21 protein-coding genes are annotated in these 18,618 nt (G+C 69.9%); 13 read left to right on the forward strand and 8 right to left on the reverse strand.

Annotated elements, in window-relative coordinates:
- The first annotated feature begins 68 nt into the window (after positions 1–68).
- The 9 genes from DFH01_RS20240 (at position 69) to DFH01_RS20275 (ending at position 4,731) form a co-directional block, all read left to right on the forward strand.
- A complete protein-coding gene (locus DFH01_RS20240) occupies positions 69–770 on the forward strand; it encodes a HupE/UreJ family protein (RefSeq protein WP_233256196.1) in 702 nt (233 codons plus the stop codon).
- A gap of 18 nt (positions 771–788) precedes the next feature.
- Positions 789–1,508, forward strand: coding sequence for a transmembrane anchor protein (locus DFH01_RS20245; protein ID WP_109872264.1), 720 nt, complete (start codon positions 789–791; stop codon positions 1,506–1,508).
- 229 nt (positions 1,509–1,737) lie between these two features.
- The gene (locus DFH01_RS20250) at positions 1,738–1,944 is read left to right on the forward strand and encodes a cold-shock protein (RefSeq protein WP_109872265.1); all 207 of its coding nucleotides are present in this window, start codon (positions 1,738–1,740) and stop codon (positions 1,942–1,944) included.
- A 205-nt stretch (positions 1,945–2,149) separates the two neighbouring features.
- The gene (locus tag DFH01_RS28290) at positions 2,150–2,302 is read left to right on the forward strand and encodes a hypothetical protein (protein WP_158287836.1); all 153 of its coding nucleotides are present in this window, start codon (positions 2,150–2,152) and stop codon (positions 2,300–2,302) included.
- A gap of 146 nt (positions 2,303–2,448) precedes the next feature.
- The gene (locus DFH01_RS29040; RefSeq protein WP_269846272.1) at positions 2,449–2,574 is read left to right on the forward strand and encodes a hypothetical protein; all 126 of its coding nucleotides are present in this window, start codon (positions 2,449–2,451) and stop codon (positions 2,572–2,574) included.
- A gap of 77 nt (positions 2,575–2,651) precedes the next feature.
- Complete coding sequence (locus DFH01_RS20260) at positions 2,652–2,843, forward strand: hypothetical protein (RefSeq protein ID WP_109872267.1); 192 nt, start codon at positions 2,652–2,654, stop codon at positions 2,841–2,843.
- 693 nt (positions 2,844–3,536) lie between these two features.
- The gene (locus tag DFH01_RS29045) at positions 3,537–4,046 is read left to right on the forward strand and encodes a cold-shock protein (protein ID WP_269846273.1); all 510 of its coding nucleotides are present in this window, start codon (positions 3,537–3,539) and stop codon (positions 4,044–4,046) included.
- An 81-nt stretch (positions 4,047–4,127) separates the two neighbouring features.
- Entirely contained in the window at positions 4,128–4,307 is a 180-nt protein-coding gene (locus DFH01_RS20270; protein WP_199231305.1) for a hypothetical protein, read from the forward strand.
- A gap of 97 nt (positions 4,308–4,404) precedes the next feature.
- Positions 4,405–4,731 carry a hypothetical protein gene (locus DFH01_RS20275; RefSeq protein WP_109872270.1) on the forward strand — a complete coding sequence of 109 codons (327 nt, stop codon included), beginning with the start codon at positions 4,405–4,407 and terminating at the stop codon, positions 4,729–4,731.
- Positions 4,732–5,094: 363 nt separating this feature from the next.
- On the opposite strand, the gene DFH01_RS20280 is transcribed toward DFH01_RS20275, so the two are convergent.
- Positions 5,095–5,547 (reverse strand): hypothetical protein, encoded by a 453-nt coding sequence (locus DFH01_RS20280; protein WP_146217103.1) that lies wholly within the window; start codon positions 5,545–5,547, stop codon positions 5,095–5,097.
- Between the two features lie 365 nt (positions 5,548–5,912).
- On the opposite strand from DFH01_RS20280, the gene DFH01_RS20285 reads away from it, so the two are divergent.
- Both DFH01_RS20285 and DFH01_RS20290 read left to right on the forward strand, forming a co-directional pair.
- On the forward strand, positions 5,913–6,281 hold the full coding sequence (locus DFH01_RS20285) for a hypothetical protein (protein WP_109872272.1): 369 nt from the start codon (positions 5,913–5,915) through the stop codon (positions 6,279–6,281).
- 200 nt (positions 6,282–6,481) lie between these two features.
- Positions 6,482–7,564 carry an NnrS family protein gene (locus DFH01_RS20290; protein ID WP_109872273.1) on the forward strand — a complete coding sequence of 361 codons (1,083 nt, stop codon included), beginning with the start codon at positions 6,482–6,484 and terminating at the stop codon, positions 7,562–7,564.
- A 21-nt stretch (positions 7,565–7,585) separates the two neighbouring features.
- Here DFH01_RS20290 and DFH01_RS20295 read toward each other — a convergent pair whose 3' ends face one another.
- The 7 genes from DFH01_RS20295 to DFH01_RS20325 are packed head-to-tail and all read right to left on the reverse strand — an operon-like array spanning position 7,586 to position 16,585.
- A complete protein-coding gene (locus tag DFH01_RS20295; RefSeq protein ID WP_109872274.1) occupies positions 7,586–8,590 on the reverse strand; it encodes an FAD:protein FMN transferase in 1,005 nt (334 codons plus the stop codon).
- 14 nt (positions 8,591–8,604) lie between these two features.
- Complete coding sequence (locus DFH01_RS20300; RefSeq protein WP_109872275.1) at positions 8,605–9,189, reverse strand: nitrous oxide reductase accessory protein NosL; 585 nt, start codon at positions 9,187–9,189, stop codon at positions 8,605–8,607.
- On the reverse strand, positions 9,186–10,016 hold the full coding sequence (locus tag DFH01_RS20305) for a DUF2705 family protein (protein ID WP_109872276.1): 831 nt from the start codon (positions 10,014–10,016) through the stop codon (positions 9,186–9,188). The genes DFH01_RS20300 and DFH01_RS20305 overlap by 4 nt, the downstream gene beginning before the upstream one ends.
- Positions 10,013–10,951: an ABC transporter ATP-binding protein gene (locus tag DFH01_RS20310; protein WP_233256197.1), complete on the reverse strand. Its 939-nt coding sequence runs from the start codon at positions 10,949–10,951 to the stop codon at positions 10,013–10,015. Before DFH01_RS20310 ends, DFH01_RS20305 begins: the two co-directional genes overlap by 4 nt.
- The gene (locus DFH01_RS20315; protein WP_109872277.1) at positions 10,939–12,291 is read right to left on the reverse strand and encodes a nitrous oxide reductase family maturation protein NosD; all 1,353 of its coding nucleotides are present in this window, start codon (positions 12,289–12,291) and stop codon (positions 10,939–10,941) included. The genes DFH01_RS20310 and DFH01_RS20315 overlap by 13 nt, the downstream gene beginning before the upstream one ends.
- On the reverse strand, positions 12,291–14,246 hold the full coding sequence (nosZ, locus tag DFH01_RS20320; RefSeq protein WP_109872278.1) for a TAT-dependent nitrous-oxide reductase: 1,956 nt from the start codon (positions 14,244–14,246) through the stop codon (positions 12,291–12,293). Before nosZ ends, DFH01_RS20315 begins: the two co-directional genes overlap by 1 nt.
- An 11-nt stretch (positions 14,247–14,257) precedes the next feature.
- The gene (locus DFH01_RS20325; protein WP_233256198.1) at positions 14,258–16,585 is read right to left on the reverse strand and encodes a NosR/NirI family protein; all 2,328 of its coding nucleotides are present in this window, start codon (positions 16,583–16,585) and stop codon (positions 14,258–14,260) included.
- Between the two features lie 169 nt (positions 16,586–16,754).
- Between DFH01_RS20325 and DFH01_RS20330 the strand changes: the two genes are divergently transcribed.
- Entirely contained in the window at positions 16,755–17,654 is a 900-nt protein-coding gene (locus DFH01_RS20330; protein ID WP_109872279.1) for a ferritin family protein, read from the forward strand.
- Between the two features lie 187 nt (positions 17,655–17,841).
- Entirely contained in the window at positions 17,842–18,612 is a 771-nt protein-coding gene (locus DFH01_RS20335) for an SDR family NAD(P)-dependent oxidoreductase (RefSeq protein WP_109872280.1), read from the forward strand.
- The last annotated feature ends 6 nt before the right edge of the window (positions 18,613–18,618 follow it).

Genomic DNA, 18,618 nt, shown 5'->3' on the forward strand with positions numbered 1-18,618 from the left:
AGGATAGGGGCAAGCCGGAAAGACCGCCGGCAGGGCGGCGATTCGCCGGGATGATGATCTTGCACCACGTGACGCCACGGCCGCGCGGCCGATCTTGCCTGCTCCTGCTGCTTGCCGCCGCGCTCGTGATGCTGCCGGCCGGGGCCTTCGCCCATGCCGTCGCGGAAGGCGACGCCGGCTACATCCAGGAAGTCTCGGGCGCGCACCTGCTGCCCTTCGCCTATCTCGGCGCGAAGCACATGGTCACCGGCTACGACCACCTGCTGTTCCTGCTGGGCGTGGTGTTCTTCCTCTACCGGCTGCGTGATGTCGGACTCTATGTCACGCTCTTCGCGGTCGGGCATTCGGTCACGCTGCTGCTCGGCGTGCTGCTCGACATCGGCGTCAGCGCCTACATCGTCGATGCGATCATCGGGCTGTCGGTGGTCTACAAGGCGCTCGACAACCTTGGCGCCTACCGCCGCTGGTTCGGGGTCCAGCCGGACACGCGGGCCGCGACCTTCATCTTCGGGCTGTTCCACGGCTTCGGCCTCGCCACGAAGATCCAGGATTTCGACATCGCGCCCGAAGGGCTCGTCGCGAACCTCATCGCCTTCAACGTGGGTGTCGAGATCGGTCAGATCCTGGCGCTCTCGGCCATCCTGGTCGCGATGGGCTGGTGGCGGCGCAGCGCCTCCTTCGCCCGGCACGCCTATGCGGCGAATGTCTGGATGATGGGGGCGGGCTTCCTGCTCACCTTCTGGCAGCTCGCCGGCTTCTTCCTCGCCTGACCGAACGGATCGCACGCCATGTTCAACGCACCCCTGCCGCGGGTCGAGGACCTGCCTTCCTCCGCCCAGCTGCTCCGCTCCACGCTGGTCTCGGCCGCCATTGCGGGCGGGCTGCTCGTCACCGTGCTGCTGCCGGCCGAGTATGCTGTGGACCCGGCCCGCATCGGCCGCGTGCTCGGCCTGACGCAGATGGGCGAGATCAAGCGCCAGCTCGCCGAGGAAGCGGCCGCCGACCAGGCGCGCGGCGCGAGCCTCGCCGCCATCGAGCAGCGCATGGCTGCGGTGGAGGAGCAGATGGGCCGGCTCGAGCCCCTCGTCGCACTGGCGCAGGGGATACCGTCGCCACCCCCCGCCAGCCGGCCCGTGGCTGCCGCGCCGGCTCCCGTGCCCTCCGCCCCGGCTGGCGCCGGCCGCAGCGACGAGACGGTGCTGACGCTGCGCCCCGACCAGGGGATCGAGATCAAGCTGCGCATGCGCCGCGGGGCGGAGGCACGCTTCGCCTGGCGGGTGAATGCGGGGCATGTCAATTTCGACACCCATGGCGAGCCGCCTAACGCCGCACGCGGCTTCTACCACGGCTACGGCACCGGCCGGTCCGTGACACAGGATGAAGGCCGGATCGTCGCCGCCTTCGACGGCACGCATGGCTGGTTCTTCCGCAACCGCTCCGGCCGCACCGTCACGATCACGCTGCGCACGGAGGGCGACTACGACACGATCATCCGCCCGAACGGATGACGGCGCGACGATGCGTCCGACCACCCGCGCAGGGCGCGCACGAGAACGTGCTGAGAAACAGCTTGCACTCGTGGGGCGGGTCAGCCACTTTGCGGGGGTCAACCTCGTTTGGTTCGGCCTGGTCCCTTGCTCTTCACTGAGCGCCGAGCCTGGTGTCCGCTTCCCCTCGACGCTTGATCCGACGCGCGACGTTCGCGCGGCGGCTCTTTATCATGAACGGAACACCATAATGTCCATCGGCACCGTGAAGTGGTTCAACGCGACCAAGGGCTATGGCTTCATCCAGCCGGATGACGGCTCGAAGGACGTCTTCCTGCACATTTCGGACGTCCAGCGCTCTGGCCTGCAGGATGTGCGCGAGGGCGACAAGCTCGAGTTCGACGTCCAGCAGGGCCAGCAGGGCAAGACCTCGGCCTGCAACCTGCGGATGGCCTGAGCCGACGCGAACCGGGGCTGCTTCGGCAGCCCCACCCGTGCCTTGCCGGCGCATCTCTGCCGGACCGTTGCCAGTTCAGCCGATACCGGCAGACTGACTTGTTTTTGTCCGGGCCGTCTTGCTCGGCCGGACCTTGACCCGCCATCGGCGCCCCGTTCCCGTTCGGAGCCGCTTGGGACGCCCGATCGGCACTTTGGAAAATCGCATGCACGTTTCTTTGGCGCAGGCCGCGATCGCGCCTGGCCGTACAACTCTTGTCACCACCTCGCATCAGACCGCCGAGACGTCCTGGCGGGCCGAGCCCGGCACGCTGACAGCCGAGGAGATCCGCAACATCGTCATCGAGATTCTGGGCTGACCGATCCACGGCGCTGCGACGCTGTTCGCGGGGCCGTCTTTCCCAGAAGAGGAGTCATCATGGTGCAGCACAGCTTTTCGGTCGGACAGAGTGTCGAACTCGTCCCGGGCCGGCTGGACGGCAACATTCCCCGAGGAGCCTACACGGTGCAGCGACTGCTTCCGAACGACGGAGCGGACCGCGAGTATCGCGTCAGGAACGTACGCGACGGCCACGAGCGCGTGGTGCGTGAGAGCCAGCTGCGATCTGGTCCGAACCAGCTGTTCGGCTGAGCTGACGCCGGCTGCGGCGCGCGAACGACCGTCGGACCTCATCGCTTCGCCTCACCTCGTCCAGAGAGGGATCTCGATTGCAACAGCAGAGCAAGACCACCAACAGAGCGCCCGACGGAACGCCCGCCATCCCGGAGGAGGAGGTCGCCTACCTCGCCAAGCGCCACCGGATCTCACCGGCGATCGTGCGGGAAATCGTGCGGCGTATCGGCTCGGGGGAGCGCAGCGCGGTGGAGCGGGAGATCCGCAAAGGCATGATGCGGCGGTGAACCGGATGCCGCTTCGGGCCGCGCCGCAACGCTGATCGTCCTTGCTGCGGATCTGCCCGAAGACCCGCACGGGGTCATGGGCGAGAGCGTCCCGACGGCTGCCCGCGGTTCGGCTCCTCCTCGGCAACCTCGGGGCAGTGGGTGACTTGCCCGCCCCTGGCATGGAACTCAGCCACCAGCCGCGCCGCCTCGGCTTCGGAGGGTTGCCCACCGGCAGCCCGGGCGCGGGCGATCTGCGCGGCAACCGCTTGTGCCTGGCGGAAGCGCTCGCGGTAGACATCGGCCCTCGTGGGAGCGGCCGGCTGCTCATTGTCTGACGTCGCGGCGGGGGCCGTCTGCTTGCGGTCGCTTTGCATCGGCAGGCCCTACCAGAGGGCAGTTGGCCTTGGCCAGCCGCAGGCTCGTCACCTGACCGTCAGCGATCGCCGTTCCGACCCGCAGGCGGGCTGCGCCCGCGACGTCGCGCAAGCCCTGCCGGATCTGTCGTCCCGGCAGACAGCTTGCGAAGCTTTCCGGCTAGGAGCGCTGCATCTATCATCCATCCGGGCGCGAGGGAGGAGATCGGTTGCCTTGAGTCGAGATGGTGGACGGGTCCGCAAGTCCCGTGGAAGAGGCCGGTCCGAGGACGAGACGTTCGGCGATGGCGGTTGGTCGCCTCCGCCCGACTTTGGCCGCCCGGCAGCGCGGCCTCCGGTGCCCGGCTTCGGTCAGGAAAGCCAGGCGACCGTGAAGTGGTTCAATGCGGAGAAGGGCTTCGGCTTCGTCGAAATCGCTGAAGGCGGCGGCGATGCTTTCGTTCACGCAAGCGTCCTGGAACGGGCCGGTGCCAAGTTGGTCGAGCCGGGCGCGATCCTGCGGGTCCGCACGGGACCAGGCCAGAAGGGATTGCAGGTCACGGAGGTGCTGGACATTTCCGCCGGGGAATCGCCGCCGGCAGAGCGGCCCCGAACCCGCTCCCGGGACTCTTACGCGGCGGCGCCCGCCTACGGTGAGGGCGAGGAGGTGCAGGGCACCGTGAAGTGGTACGATCCGGGGAAGGGCTTCGGCTTCGTGGCGCCGGCAGACGGCGGCAAGGACGTGTTCGTGCATGCCACGGCTCTTGAACGCAGCGGCGTCCGAACGCTCACGGACGGACAGGCTGTTCGGATGCGGGTTGTGCAGGGGCGGAAGGGACCGGAAGTCTCGACGATCTCCACCGATTAGCGGGACAGGATAGGCCTCCATTTGCCGCGGCCGCCCGCGCTTCCGCGGGCCGTACGCTCACCTCGTCGACAGGGATCAATGATGCGAAAGCCGAACTACAACATGGAGCGGAAGGACCGCGAGCGAGCCAAGCAGGCGAAGGCCGCGGCCAAGGCGGAGAAGCGTGCGGCGAAGGGCGCAGAGGATCGCGCGCCGGACGCTTCCATGCCGCAGGACGACATCCGGGCCGACAAGGTCGAAGGCGGAAAGCAGGAGAGCTGAGCGCCGTGCCTGTCGCAGAGCGCGCCCGATCCGCGGCGTGAAACAGCGAGGGCCTGCTGAAGCTCGAGCGGGCCGATGATCCTGGGGGAGTGGCGGCGTGGATAAGGATGCCCTGGCCAGCTGGGCGCTGACAAACGGGTGGCGGCTGATCGCGGGCCACCCGAGCCTCACGAAGCCCTCCGCGCCGAACGAAGCCATCGTCCGGCTCGTGCTCAAGGCGACGGTTGCGAATGTGGAGGCGAAGAAGCCCGCAGGGAAATGGGAGAAGGTTGCGGGCGCACCCTACGCGCAGATCGAGTCCGATCCAGATGGCGGGTTGCCGCGCGGCCTTGGCCTGGAAGCCATACCCAGCATCGGCATGCTGATGCAGGAGAACAAGGACCGCATGGTCTTTGCCCGCATGACCGCGCCAGCAAGGCCCTAGCTAGCGATCACCCTGTTTGCGCGTGCTTTGCGTGGTCTTGCTGACGCCGCCCTGTTTCGGGGTGACGTTGTGCTTTCCACCCGCGCGGGAATCCTTCGGGTTGGATTTGCCACCTGCTGCGTTCTGGCCTCCCTGAGGGGCGCGGCCCGCCGGCGGAAGTGGCGGTAGGTTTGCCATCGGTTCTCGGTGTCCTTTCTGCGACAGGATCGGCGTCGCGTGCCTGGGCTGGGACGTCGCATTGGGAAGCTGGTCGTCCGTGCCAGCATCATCCATGGGCGCGATCCGGGTCAGGCACAAGCGATCCTCGCTGCCTTTCCAACCTGCAGACGGTGATCGGGTGCCGGCGTCCAGCGCCGAAGGACGTCAAGCGTCCGCCGAGGCATGTCGCAGCCTCGGCGCGCCGGTGCGCAGGTCCGACTCTCCCGCGTTCGCGATCTCGGGACATGCGGCGGCTGGATCGAAAAGCCGGATTATGTCGTCCGCCAGCGCGGCGTAACTCACGGGCTCGCTTTCGGGATCTCGCCGATACACCCGGACGGCATGGGCCTTCGCCAGCAGCCCCAATGCAGTCGCGGGCGTCGAGGAAAGAATCTCGGCAAGCATGCTCCTGTGTGCCGGTTCACCCCGGCAGAGTTCGCTGTAGCCGCCATCGACTGCAGCGCACCACGGCATGCTGTCGAGGCGCGCGCCCTCGATGGAGCGGGCCTGAGCGGAAGCGATGAAGGCGGCGCAGAGGCTGAGCAATCGAGCATCAGCAGCAGGTGTTTGGTCTGGCGCGGCCTGGGCAAAGGAATGCGGTTGAACCCCAAAGGTCATGCAGAAAGTTCTCCGGCCGCGGAAACAGCGGGTTGAGCCGGCGTGGGGAGCACCGATGACGTATTGTATGAACCCTTCGGCCCGCGCGGCAACCCTTCCCTTGTTGCTCTCTGCGGGTCCGCCGGCTGTCGATATGCAGTGGAGCCGCGCCGTTGCTTGGGCTGGAGAACAGCGGAGAGCGGCAGCTTGCGCGGGAGCAAGCACGTTGCAGCAGGCGTCCAGCGAGCCTCCGTGATGCTCACGCGCTCAGGATGCCACGTGCTAGGCTGCGCGGCGCCTGAAGACGCGCCGCGACCTGGGTTGGGGGAAGAACGGGTCACCGGTGCGGCCTGCACGTTCTGCTCTTCGGGCGACAGGGAGGCTCCATGACGCTGCGGCTCGTGGCTTCTGGCGATGGCGACGCGCTCGCACTGCGCGATCACCTCGTGCCCCTTATCCGCACGCGAGGGGCCATCGAGATCCAGCGTGACGCCGTTCGCGTCGTCACGTGGCGCCCGGGCGATTGGGGCTTCGAACACTGGACGCCTTTCAACGACCTCCAGCCGGGCGAGGCCTCCTCTCCCGGCTACCGCCAAGCGCTGAAGCGGCAGCACACCGAGCCGGACCTGCCCTACGGCCTCGACGTGTGGCTGTCCGGAACCCGGGTGCTGAGCGTGTTGTGGGCCGATGACGGCAGCTTCCACGTCGCTGCCTTTTCCCGAGGACCCTGGGAGGACGACGCGCTGGCTCTCTGAGGGCGGCCCGCCGGCCGCAGGCGCTACGTCGCCGTGCTTCGCTCTGACTCCCAGCCCAGGCTCTGCCCATTCCGGGACGGCGATGGGCGATTGGATGCTCGCGGCCATGTGCCACCGAGAGTCGCGGGCTGACGCTGGTGCTCGATGGCCGCCGGTGGTGTGTTGCCCTCCAGGCGCGCGGAGCAGCCACGGTCCATGGCATGAAGCACCCTCGCTTTCTTTCCTCTCATCGCCTGATGTTCGGCTTGGCCACGGCCCAGGGCGCCGTCTTCCTCCTCGCCTGGGTCCTCTTCGGCGTGCCGCTCTCGGACGGCGCAGCCTGGCACGCGCATGAGATGATCTTCGGCCAGGCAATTGCCGTGATCGGCGGCTATCTCCTCAGCAGCGTCGGCATGCGGCTGTTGGCTGCGGGCGCCCTCGCCTGGCTCGCGGCGCGCGCGGCCATCCTCGTGCCCGGAGTAGCCGACGAGCTCCGCGCCGCGCTGTCTGTCGCCGCAACGGCCACGATCGTGCTGCCTGCCGCGCGCGCCTTCCTGCGCGGCGTGAAGCGGCCGGGCAATGTGGTCTTCCCCGTGCTGCTCGGCGGCTTCGTCGCCGCCGATGCCTTGTTCCTGCTGGGCCAGTTCCACTCCTGGGATCGGATGACGGAAGCGGGCGTCTGGCTCGGCCTCGGCCTGGTGGTGCTGTTGATCGCCGCGATGGGCGGGCGGCTGCTGAGCGCCGCCGCGTCCGGGGCGGCGCAGCGCGGCGGGGGAGGGCGCATCCCGCCGCGGCCGGGCCTGGAAGCGGCCCTGCTGGGCCTGCTCGCCGCGGGCTTCGTCGCGGAGGCCGCTGCAGATGCGGCGTTGGTCGGCGCGACGCTGTTCGCGGCAGGCGGCGTGCTGCTCGGCTACAGGGTGGCGTTGTGGATCCCGGGATTGCGTCGCAGCGGTGGTGATGTCCTCGCGCTGGCGGCCGGGCAGCTCTGGCTCGGGCTGGGCTTTGTGGCGTGGTGGATGGCAGCGGCCGGCCTCATTCCGCTTCCCGGGCTTGCGGCCCTGCACCTCGCCACCATTGGCGGGATCGGTGGAACGCTGCTGGTGATGACCATGCGCGCCGCCGCGCAGCGGGAGGGCCGGGCGATGCCGCGGCGTGCCGCGCCGGTCGTGGCGGGCCTGATGGGTGCCGCGGCGATCATCCGCGCCGTCGCGCCGCCGGATTGGGGCTGGCCGATGGCGGTCACGCTCTGGACAGGCGCAAGCCTGGTCGCGGCGGCGTTCGTGTTCCGCGCGCGCGAGCACTGAGCAGCGCTTCGCGCGGCGTGCTCAGCCCGCGCCGATCCGCGCGGACGTGCCGTCGTGCCGCAGCAGACGCACTTCGATATCCGGCCGATCCGACAGCGCTTCGGCGATGGCCTCTTCCGGCATCAGCGCGAAGCCGGTGGAGAGCGCATCGGCCCAGGTCGCGTCCGGCGCCAGCACCGACACGGCGCGGTGCAGCCGCGGGCTGCGGCCGCTGCGCGGATCCAGCAGATGGGTGAAGCGTCCGGCGGGGTCGAAGACGAAGCCCGCATCGCCGGAGGTGGCGAGGGCGCGGTCCGTCAGATCCACCTCGTCCCAGTTCTTCCCCGGCGCCTCCGGGTCACCGAGCGCCGCGCGCCAGGGACGGCCCGAGGGCGGCACGCCGAGGCTCCGTGCCTCGCCGAGGTCCACCAGCGTCCGCGCCACCCCGCCGGCACGTAGCAGCGCGACGACGGCATCCGTGATGTAGCCCTGGGCGATGCCATTCAGGGTCAGCGCCATGCCGCGGCGCGTGAACGCCACGCGGTCCGCGGAGACGCGCAATCCGCGATGCCCGACCTGCGCCAGCGCCGCCTGCAGTGCCGCCGGCGCAGGACCCGCGGGGTCCGCGCCGCGCGCGCCGAAATGCGCGGCGTAGAGCATCCAGAGCGGCTGGATCGTGGGATCGAAGGCGCCGCCCGTGGCCTCCGCAGCCTCGATCGCGCGCGACAGCAGTCGCACCATTTCCGGCGGTGGCGCGACCAGCACGCCGCGACGGTTCAGGCGCGACAGCAGGCTGTCCTCGCGCCAGAGGCTCAACATCGCCTCAAGCCGGTGGATCTCTGCCGCTGCCGCGGCGACCAGCCGCTCCGCCTGCGCCTGGTCGGGGTGGAACAGGGTGATCCGGCCGAGCGCGCCGAGGACCGGGCCGGTCCAGGTGATGGCAGGCGCTGCGACGGCGACCGCCTCCGGTGCTCCGGGCAGGGCAAGGCCGGGCGCGGCTGCCAGGATGCCGAGGACACGACGGCGGGAGTATGTGGTGGGCTGCATGTCCTCCCTCCCGTTCAATGCGAATGCGGCGGCGGATGTTCCGCTGCGCGTTCTCCCGGTCCGCGTTCCGCGGCAGCAGCGGCGCCGGCAGCTTCGCCACCCAGCGCCCAGTCGCGCGGCACCTCGTCGAAGGTCAGCACGCGCCCGCCATGCTCCGCGGCGAAGCGCTCGGCCGCGCTACGCTCGGAGAAGGGCACTGCCTCCTCGGCGCCCATCCCGCCTCTGCGATCGCTGCCGAGCACGAAGAAGGCGCGATGCGCGTCCACCCAGTTCGTCGCGCCCGGATCGTCCCAGCTTTCCGCCTTCGCCATGTCGGAGACATAGAGCGCGGCGATGTTCCGAGGGCTCTCGGCCAGACGGGTGTAGGCGATGGTGTCGCGGGCCGAGGAGAACCAGACCGGCTGAGCCTCTCCGCGCAGCAGCGCCTGGCCCTTGGGCCCCGCATGCTCCACGAGGGTCATCCCGCAGAAATGCCCCACCGCGTCGCCTGTTAGCGCCGCCGGTGGCGGCGGCGCGGCGGCTGCCTGCTCGTCGTCGCAGCCAGCTAGGGAGGCGAGGGCCAGCAGGGCGGCGAGCGGCACGACATCCCGGCGTTTCACAACTCCCTCCGCGCGAAGACGGCCGCTGCCGCGGCGAGGGGAACCAGCACCCAGGCCAGCAGCGCGGCGAGCAGCACGGGCGGCCCGAGCGCCGTGCCTTCCGCGACCCCTGCCATGCCGGAGAGCTCGCCGAGGCCCGGCAGGCCCGCCAGGTTGAGGAGGCGGTAGGCATCGGCCGGATTGAGCAGCAGCGCCGCGTCCAACATGCCGGCGGTGATGCGTTCGCCCGCATCCGCGACCAGCAGGCCGAGCAGCGCCATGTCCCAGATCAGCACCATCAGCAGCCAAAGCCCGACCGCGATGCCGGCGGCGGTGCCGCGATCCCTGACCAGCGCGCTGGCCAGCATGCCGAGCGCCACGAAGGCCGCCCCGAGCAGCACCGAGGAGCCGATCATCTGCGCGAAGGCCCACCAGCCTTCCGGCCCGACATCGTGACCCGCCACGGCCAGCGCGGCGCCCGCCGCGCCGTAGCCGGACACGGTCGCCACCGCCAGGATCGCGACCTGGCCGAGGAACTTGCCGCCCAGAACCTGCCAGCGCGCGACGGGATAGGAGAGCAGCAGCAGCATGGTGCCGCGCTCCATCTCGCCCACCACCGCGTCATGGGAGATCAGCAGCGCGATCAGCGGCAGCAGGAAGATCGAGAGGCTGGACAAGCTGACCACCACCACGTCCAGCGCACTGGCGCCGACGCGCCCGGCCGGCGCGGCGCCCAGGAACGCGAGCGTCAGGGCGAGCGCCGCCAGCAGCAGCGTGGCCGCGATGACCCAGCGGTTGCGCACGCCTTCGCGTACCTCCTTGCCCGCGACGAGCAGGGCGGCGTTCATGCGGTGCCCCCCCGCTCTCCTCCCTGGCCGCGCAGGAAATGCGCGTAGAGCTCGTCCAGCGTCGGCGCCTGCAGCTCGATATCGGTGATGGCGGGATCCTCCGCCGCGCGACGCAGCAGCGCCATCTTGTCCTCCGGCGCGCAGGGGATCTCGACGGCCCGCGCAGCGATGCGGCGAAGCCCGCCGGCGGATGCCAGCCAATCCGGCGGCGTCGCACCGGCAAGCGTCAGGCGCAGCCGCACTGGCAGGCGCGCCAGCGCGCGAAGCTCCGCCAGCGTGCCGTCGGCCACCAGCCGGCCGCGATCGAGAATGACAACGCGCTCCACGCGGCCTTCCAGCTCTTCGAGCGCGTGGGAGGAGAGCAGCACCGTCGTGCCCGCGCCGGAAAGCCCGGCCAGGATGTCGTAGAGGCCCTGTCGCATCTCGGGATCCAGGCCGGTGGTCGGCTCGTCCAGCAGCAGGGCGCGGGGCGCGCCGATCAGCGCCTGCGCCAGGCCCAGGCGCTGGCGCATGCCCTTCGAGTAGGTGCCGACGCGCCGCCGTGCCGCTTCGGCGAGGCCGACGCGGTCCAGCATCGCATCCGCGGCGGCCGCATTCTCGCCCTTCAGGCGCGCGAAGAAGCGCAGGATCTCGCGCCCGGTCAGCGCGCCGTTGAAGGTGACGCTCTCGGGCAGCCAGCCGATGCGCCGACGCGTCTCGGCCGCTCCCTCGGATGGATCGCGGCCGAGGACCAGCAGGCGCCCGGCGCTCGGCCGCGCCAGGCCGAGCATCAGCTTCATCAGCGTCGTCTTGCCCGCGCCGTTATGGCCGACCAGCGCCACGCGCCCGCCTTGCGGCAGCGAGAAGGACACGTCGCGCACCGCCTCCACGGCGCCGTAGCGCTTCGCGACCCGTTCCAGCTGGACCGCGGGAATGTCGGCCTTCACGGACGCCACCTCGGCGCGGCATCGGGCAGGGGCGGCGCTGTGATCAGCGGGCGGCTGTCCACCACGCCGCCCGGCAGGATGGCCGGGAATTGCGACTGCGCCCAGCGCAGCACCTGCACGGCCGGGCTGTTCAGCAGCAGCTTGGCGCGCGGCGCGGTCCATAGCACCTGGTCCACCAGGTCGTTCGGGCGGTAGGCGGCGTCCGCGATGCCGTCCCGGTCCAGATCGAAGGCCGGGTTGTCGGACCAGTAGTTCCCGCGTCCGTCGCGCGACCAGTCGAGGTGGCGCGTGCCGACGTATTTCACCTGCGTCCGGTTGCCGATGAAGGCGTTGCCGGTGATCGCGTTGCCCTCCGACCCCGCGGTGAAATGCACGCCGATGCCGCAGCCCTCGAAGCGGTTGCCGGTGAAGCGGTTGCGGTTGGAGTTGTAGATGAAGACGCATTTCCCGGGTGCGGGTCCGCCCGCCGTGCCGCCGCCGGCTCCCGCAGGCATGTGTTCGCGCGCCGTCGAGTCCGAGTCCTCATCCGCCCTGAAGCCGCCCGCGCGGCCGATCACCCGATTGCCCGTGATCTCGGAGCCATTGGCGTAGTTGAAGAGAAGTCCGTGGTCGCGGTCGCCATCCGAGAGATTGCCGCGCACGCGCAGGCGCTGCGAATACATGATGGCGTAGCCGGCGTGATTGCCGAAGGACGCGTTGCCGCTGACCTCGCTGTCGTTGGCGTACATGTAGTGGATGGCGAAGCGCAGGTCGCGCAGGCGGTTGCCGGCGAAGAGGTTGCGTCGGCTCACCTTGACGAAGATGCCGTCGCGCCCGAAGCGGATGTCGTTGTTCTCCACCCGCGCGCCCGGCGCGTTCCACACCGACACGCCATCCCCGCGTTCCGACATGCGGCCGCCGCTGCGTCCGGTGATGGTGTTGCCGCGCACCACCCCGCCCTCCGCACCATGGACATAGACGCCGAACAGGTTGCCTTCGATCCGGTTCCCTTCGACGACCGCGCCCTTTGCGCTCTGTCGGATCAGCACGGCGGAATCCATCGCCTCGAGCCGCGACCCGGAGCCGCGGATCGTCAGGTTGCGCACCGCGGCGCCCTCGGCCGTGATGGTCACGACGCTGCCGTTGCCCGGCCCCTCGAGGACGGCGCCCTCTTGCCCCACCAGCGCGACGGCGCGGTCGAGCGAAACGGGGCCGCGGTGCAGGCCGGGCAGCAGCTCGACCACGCCGCCCGGCGCTTCGGACGCGATGGCCGCCCCGATGTCCTCTCCCGGTGCGACGGTGCCGCGCGCCGCGGCCGCGCCGCCTAGCAGCAGCGCTGGGAGAAGGACGAGAGGGGCGGCCGCGCGCATCACGCGTTCTGCGGCTCCACCAGCATCCTGCCCTTCATCTCCATGTGCATGGCGTGGCAGAACCAGGTGCAGTAGTACCAGTAGACGCCCGGGCGCTCCGCCCTGAAGGTGACGGAGGACGTCGCCTGTGGCGGCACCTCCATGCTGATGCCGTAGTTGCTGATGGCGAAGCCGTGCGTCAGGTCCTCCACGTCGTCGACATTGGTGACATAGACCGTCACCTCGTCGCCCTGCCGCACGTTGAACTTCTCGAGCCCGTACTGCGGCGCCATGGAGGTCATGTAGACCCGCACCTTGCCGCCGTCGCGCACCACCTTGCTGTCCTCCATCAGGTTCACGCCATCGGCCTGGGCCTGCTTCACCGCATCGGCGAAGAAGGGATCGTCCCGCGTCCAGCGATGCACGGGGTTGATCTTGGAACGGTGGACGATGGTCGCGTCATGCGGCTCCGCGTAGCTCGGCCCGTCATGCACCAGCACCATGCGATCGCCGGAGATGTCGATGAGCTGGTCGTTCTCCGGCTTCAGCGGGCCGACATTGAGGAAGCGGTCCTTGGAGAATTTGTTGAGGCTCAGCAGCCACCTGCCGTCGGCCTCCTTCGTCTGGCCCATGGAGCTGTGGTTGTGGCCGGGCTGGTAGTGGACATCGAGCTTCTGGATGATCGGGTTCGCGCGCTCGCCGCGGAAGGCGCGCTTCGCCGTCTCGATGTTCCATTTCACAACCTGGCTGTCGATGAACAGCGTGGTGAAGGCGTTGCCCTTGCCGTCGAAGGCGGTGTGCAACGGCCCTAGGCCGAGCTCCGGCTCCGCCACCACCACGTCGCGCGGCTGGATCCTGTCGTCGAACAGGTCGTCGAAGCGGCGGACGTCGAAGACGGTGACGGTGGGCGAGAGCTTTCCGTTCGCGACCACATGGATGCCGTCGGGCGCCGTGTTGATGCCATGCGGGCTGTTCGGCACCGGCACGTAGCGCGTCAGCGGCGATCCGCGCGTGCCGTCCAGCACGGGCACGCCGCCGATCTCGCGGTAGTTGCGCTGGCGCACCGCCTCCTCGATCCGCTGCAGGTTGAAGATGACGACCCAGTCCTGCTCGGCCGACATCATCTCGGCGAGGGTGACGCCGCCTTCGGAATTGTAGCAGGTCGAGAAGGCATACTTGCCCTGGTAGTCGGCATCGGTGTTGTCGAGGTTTCCATCCACCACGATCTGCCAGGCGACCTGCATCGTGTCGCCGTTCACCGCGGTGAAGATCGAGCGATAGGCATCGGGCCTGTCGAGGTCGCGCCCGTCGTTCGGAACCGGCACGCGGTCCTCGCCATTGCAGAAGACGTAGCCGGTGCGCGGATATTTCTGCACGCGCAGCCCATGCACGGTGAACTGGTTCGGCAGCTGGATGATCTTGTCGCAGCGCATCACGTCGAGGCGGATGCGGCACACCCGCGTGTTCAGCTTGTCGTTCGCGAACAGGTAGCGCCCGTCATAGGTGCCGTCCGTGAAGGACAGGTGCGGGTGGTGCAGGTCACCGCTGTCGAAGGTGACCTTGCCGAGCTTGGCGAGGTGCGTCTTCGTTTCCGGCGTCAGGCCTTCGGTCAGCACCTTCAGGCTCTCATTGGTCTGTCCCCAGCCGGTGGCGCTGTCGCGGTTGAAGACCGGCACGCGGATCAGCTCGCGCATCGAGGGCATGCCGTAGATCCGCACCTCGCCGCTCTGCCCGGAGGAGAAGAAGACGTAGTATTCATCGAGCTCGCCGGGATGCACCTCGTTGCTCTGCCGCTCGGGGCGGCGCTGCGGGCGCGACCTGTCGTCGCGTTCCTCTCGGCGGCGGTCCTGCGCTTCCGCTGTCCCGACCAGGTGCGTCACGGTGCCGGCGGCTGCCGCCCCGGCGGCACCGGCCGCCGCGGTCGTGCCGAGCAGCCGTCGGCGGTTCATCCCCTTGGGCTCGCGGTCGTCGGACATGGCTTCCTCCTTCATGGGCCCTGCGTTGCCGCCGGCGGCGTCGACGGCGTCCCGGTGGTCCTGGTGATGACGGTCTTCGGCGGCCCCTTGGCGCCTTTCGCCGGAAGCGGCACGGCGCTCATCGCGATCGCCTTCTCCCGCTTCAGCCGCTTCTGGATGTTGTGCGGGCAGCGATCCTCCGCGCGGTAGAGTTCCTGGCAGTGCATGCAGTAGATGCACTCGTTCGGGTTGATGTTGCCCTCGGGATGGATGGACTGGACCGGACACTCGCGCGCGCAGCGCTGGCAGGGGCTGCCGCATTCTGGCCAGCGCTTCAGCCACTCGAAGGTTCGCATCCGCGCGGGGATGGCGAGGCCCGCACCCAGCGGACAGAGGTAGCGGCAGAAGAAGCGCTCGATGAATAGACCCGCCGCCAGCAGGCCGACGGCGTAGAGCACGAAGGGCCAGGTGCGGTCGAATTTCAGGATGATGGCCGTCTTGAAGGGCTCGACCTCGGCCAGCTGCTCGGCCAGCGCGACGGAGTAGAGCGAGGCGCCGAAGAGCCCGAGGAAGATGATGTACTTGATCGGCCAGAGCCGCTCATGCAGGCCCCAGGGCACGGTGATCTGCGGCACCTTCAGCTTCTGCGCCACCGTCGCGAGCAGTTCCTGCAGCGCGCCGAACGGGCAGAGCCAGCCGCAGAAGACGCCGCGGCCCCAGAAGATCAGCGCCGCCGCGACGCCCGTCCAGAGCACGAAGATCAGCGGCGCGGCGAGGAAGTAGGTCCAGCTGAATCCGGTGACCAGCGCGCTGGCGAAGGTGATGACGTTCACCACCGAAAGCTGCGCATTCGCGTACCAGCCGAGCCAGACGAGCGTCCAGATCAGGAAGATGCGCCGCACCCACCGGTAGAGCGCAGGACGGCGCACGAGCTGGTCCTGGAAGAAGAAGATCCCCGTCAGAACGCCGAGCGCCACGGCCGTGATGCCGATGTCCCAGGTCTTCGTGCGCCAGATCCGCTGCCAGAGCGGTTCGTCGAGCGGGCCGTCCGTCGCCGTCTCCGGGCCTGCGCCGATCGCTGGCGGCGCGGCCGCGACGGGCGCGGCGGGCGGCGGGGAAGGGCGGTCGATGTATCGCTCCGGCAACCGGTATCCCAGCTCGAAAGGCAGGAAGGCCTTTTCGCGCGCGCCGATCGCGCGCTGGATCAGGAGCTGTGTCTGCCACGGCGCCGTGGGGTCCATCCCGAACTGCGGCGGCACGGTGAACAGCGCGATCTCCGGCAGCCGCGGCGCGCCGTCCGCGGCGATGTCGCCGAGCCGCGTGTGGTCGCGGTCGCGGAAGCGCAGCGTGCGCCCGTCCTGGATCAGCTCGATCCGGTCGAAGATGCCGCCGCGCACATAACCCGAGCCCTTGAAGGAATAGACGCCCTCGCCGGCGACGAGGATCGCCTGCTGTCCGGGCTCCAGCCTGCTTCTCAACTGCTCATAGGCGGCATCACCGAGCAGGCTGCGCCCGATGGTCGGCACGCTGACGAGGGCGGCGTAGAGATCGATGAAGGTCTCGTCCTCGTCGCCCGGTTCCGGACTGTCGGCGGCCGCCTGGTTGCCGCCGCGCCGGAAGGCGTCGTTGACCTCGCCGATGCTGAGGTGGAGCCGGCGCACGGATCCGTCGCCCAGCAGGCTCTCCCAGTCCCGCACCTCGCCGGGGCCGGTCGCAAGCGTGGCCGGAGCCGTGGCGGGTGTTGCCGCCGTTTCAGCCGGTGCGGTGCCGCCGAGGCGTCCTGAACGGATGAGCCGCACCGCGGAGCGCACGACGCTGTCCGCCATCACCAGCACCGTCACGGTCGCGCCACTGACGATGTCCGTCTGCGGCGGCCTCGCCTCGCCTCGCACCACCGGGGCGATCTCGGCACCGACCAGGCTGTTGATCGCGCTGACCACGCGCTGTTCGGGGATGCCGATCAGCACGATGGGCTCCTTGTGATCCACCAGTCGCACGCCGCGGATCACGCCCCCGGTGTCGATGGCGACGAGGATGTGGATCGGCTTGCCGGAATAGCCCGTGGCGTCGGTGACGTCGGCGTTCAGGTAGACATGGCCGAGCAGCCGGTCGCCCGCATATACCGGCGCGAGGGGCGGGTCGCCCTGCGGCGGCCCGATACGGTCCGCGCCCGGGAAGATCTCCGCGGGCGTGACGCCTGGCAGGAACTCCGCAAGGCGCGCAGCCTTGGCGGGATGGGCGCAAACGCAGAGCCAGCCCAGCAGCAGCAGAAGGTGCAGAAAGCATGTCTTGCCGCCGGTACGCCGGCTGCGACGGGTCCGGTCCGGATGCTGGTAAGCCAACCGCAACTCGCCTCGCACGCCTGACCTTCCTCAAGGGGCAGGGCCAAGCGCTGTGCTGCGGCCCGTATTGTCCTTGGCCAGGCGCGGCGATGCTCCGCCGCGGCCTGGCGATCCTTCTCCTTCCGTCGAACGCCTGTCGGCCGGGGGCGTTCCGTGGCCAACGAGCCTTGGCGGAAGGAAGACTGCCATGTCGCTGCTGAAGAACGAGCCGCCCGCTCCCATGCGTTCGCTCGGCGAGCTCTTCGCCATGGCGCAGGCCCTGGAGGAGGAGGCCGCGGCACGCTACGCCGAGCTCGCGGCCGAGATGCGCGCGGCCGGCCTCGCATCGGTCGCCCAGGCCTTCGAGCACCTCGCCGACGAGGAGCGCGGCCATGCCGAGCATGTCATGGCGTGGTCCCAGGCCCGCACCGGCCATGCGCCCGATCCGGACATGATCCGCTGGCAACCCCCCGAGACCTTCGACGAGGAGGAGGCGCGCGGGATCGCCTCGTCCAGGCTCGCCTCGGCGTATCGCGCGCTGTCCATGGCCGTGCGCAACGAGGAGCGTGCCTTCGCCCTCTGGACCTACATCGCCGCGCAGGCGGAGGATGCCGAGATCCGCGAGGCGGCGGAGCGGATGGCGGCCGAGGAACTGCGGCATGCCACGCTGCTGCGCCGTGAGCGCCGCCTTGCCTACCACGCGGGCCGAAGCGCAGGCGGTGCGGACTCCGGTTCGATGCAACGGCGCTCGCCTCTCGACCAGGCTGCGCATGCGGAGGCGGCGCTGGCCGCTCTGCTGGCCGAACTTGCGCGCAGCCCGGCTGCGCCGGCCGAATTGAGCGGCCTGGCGGCGGATGCCGTGGCGATGGCTGAACGGGTGGCCAGGGCCTCCGCGGCGGCCGGCGAAGACTTGCGGCTACCGAGCGGCAGCGCCGTTGTCCCGGCCTCCATGGAGGAGGCGCTGCGCCTCTCCGAAAGCACTGTCGAAGCCTATCTGGACGCTGCCGAGGCCGCCCGCTCGGATGAGGTGATGCGAGAGCTGCAGGCGCTCGCTGCCCGCGCGATCTCCCGAACGGCATCGCTGCGCCGGATCGCGGAGGGCAGCTGACGCGCCGAAGCCACGGCAAGACAGGCCGAAGCACGGCGGGCCTCTACATCCGGGGTGCCGGAAATGGCTTGGCCCTGCTGCGCCGACGGCACAGCATGCTGCTACCTTGCCGGCCCGGCTGCGATCTGGAAGGCAGCCCGGCGCGGAGACACCCGCCAACCCGTCGCCGCGCACCCAGGAGCAGCAGATGACGCAGCCAGGTCCGGTCGCGCTGATCACCGGCGCATCCTCCCCGGTCGGGATCGGCGCCGCCATCGCAAGGCGGCTCGCGCATCACGGATGGCGGCTGCTGCTGGTCGCGGAGGGGCCGGAGGCGTCGCTCGCCGGGGTGGTCGCCGAATGCCGCGCCATCGCGCGCGACCCCGGAAAGGTGGAGGGCCTCATTGCCGACCTGCGCGAGGCGTCCGCGGCGGAGGCGATGGTCGCCCGCGCACTCGACGCCTTCGGCCGCGTCGACGCGCTGGTCAACAATGCCGGCATGCGCCTGAGCAAGCCCTTCGGCAGCTTCACGGCCACGGAGTTCGACGAGGTCGTGGCCGTGAACCTGCGCGCCCCCTTCCTGACGAGCCAGGCGGTGCTGCCCGCCATGCGTCGCCAGGGCGGCGGCCGGATCGTGCACGTCGCGAGCCAGCTCGCCTCCGTCGCCGCGCAGGACCGCGCGCTCTATGGCCTGACGAAGGCGGCACTGATTCACCTCACGAAGTGCATGGCGCTCGAACTGGCGCCGGAGAACATCCTGGTCAACGCCGTCAGCCCCGGGCCGACAGCGACCGCGCCGATCCTCTCCGGTGCGCATGACCGTCCCGGGGTCGCCGAGGATCGGCTGCGGCGCGTGCCGGCCGGACGGCTTGGCCGGCCTGAGGAGATCGCCGAGGTGGTCGCCTTCCTGCTCACGACGGAGGCGACCTTCCTGCTCGGCCACGACATCGTCGTGGATGGCGGCTACACGCTGCACTGAGCGTGG

The organism is Falsiroseomonas bella (assembly GCF_003173615.1).
GTDB lineage: Bacteria > Pseudomonadota > Alphaproteobacteria > Acetobacterales > Acetobacteraceae > Falsiroseomonas > Falsiroseomonas bella.

Bases quoted from the DNA above. Each gene is read 5' to 3' on its own strand.
- DFH01_RS20245 (WP_109872264.1), top strand. From the start codon at position 789: ATGTTCAACGCACCCCTGCCGCGGGTCGAGGACCTGCCTTCCTCCGCC.
- DFH01_RS20250 (WP_109872265.1), top strand. From the start codon at position 1,738: ATGTCCATCGGCACCGTGAAGTGGTTCAACGCGACCAAGGGCTATGGC.
- DFH01_RS28290 (WP_158287836.1), top strand. From the start codon at position 2,150: ATGCACGTTTCTTTGGCGCAGGCCGCGATCGCGCCTGGCCGTACAACT.
- DFH01_RS20270 (WP_199231305.1), top strand. From the start codon at position 4,128: ATGCGAAAGCCGAACTACAACATGGAGCGGAAGGACCGCGAGCGAGCC.
- DFH01_RS20280 (WP_146217103.1), bottom strand. From the start codon at position 5,547: ATGACCTTTGGGGTTCAACCGCATTCCTTTGCCCAGGCCGCGCCAGAC.
- DFH01_RS20285 (WP_109872272.1), top strand. From the start codon at position 5,913: ATGACGCTGCGGCTCGTGGCTTCTGGCGATGGCGACGCGCTCGCACTG.
- DFH01_RS20290 (WP_109872273.1), top strand. From the start codon at position 6,482: ATGAAGCACCCTCGCTTTCTTTCCTCTCATCGCCTGATGTTCGGCTTG.
- DFH01_RS20295 (WP_109872274.1), bottom strand. From the start codon at position 8,590: ATGCAGCCCACCACATACTCCCGCCGTCGTGTCCTCGGCATCCTGGCA.
- DFH01_RS20305 (WP_109872276.1), bottom strand. From the start codon at position 10,016: ATGAACGCCGCCCTGCTCGTCGCGGGCAAGGAGGTACGCGAAGGCGTG.
- DFH01_RS20315 (WP_109872277.1), bottom strand. From the start codon at position 12,291: ATGCGCGCGGCCGCCCCTCTCGTCCTTCTCCCAGCGCTGCTGCTAGGC.
- nosZ (WP_109872278.1), bottom strand. From the start codon at position 14,246: ATGTCCGACGACCGCGAGCCCAAGGGGATGAACCGCCGACGGCTGCTC.
- DFH01_RS20330 (WP_109872279.1), top strand. From the start codon at position 16,755: ATGTCGCTGCTGAAGAACGAGCCGCCCGCTCCCATGCGTTCGCTCGGC.
- DFH01_RS20335 (WP_109872280.1), top strand. From the start codon at position 17,842: ATGACGCAGCCAGGTCCGGTCGCGCTGATCACCGGCGCATCCTCCCCG.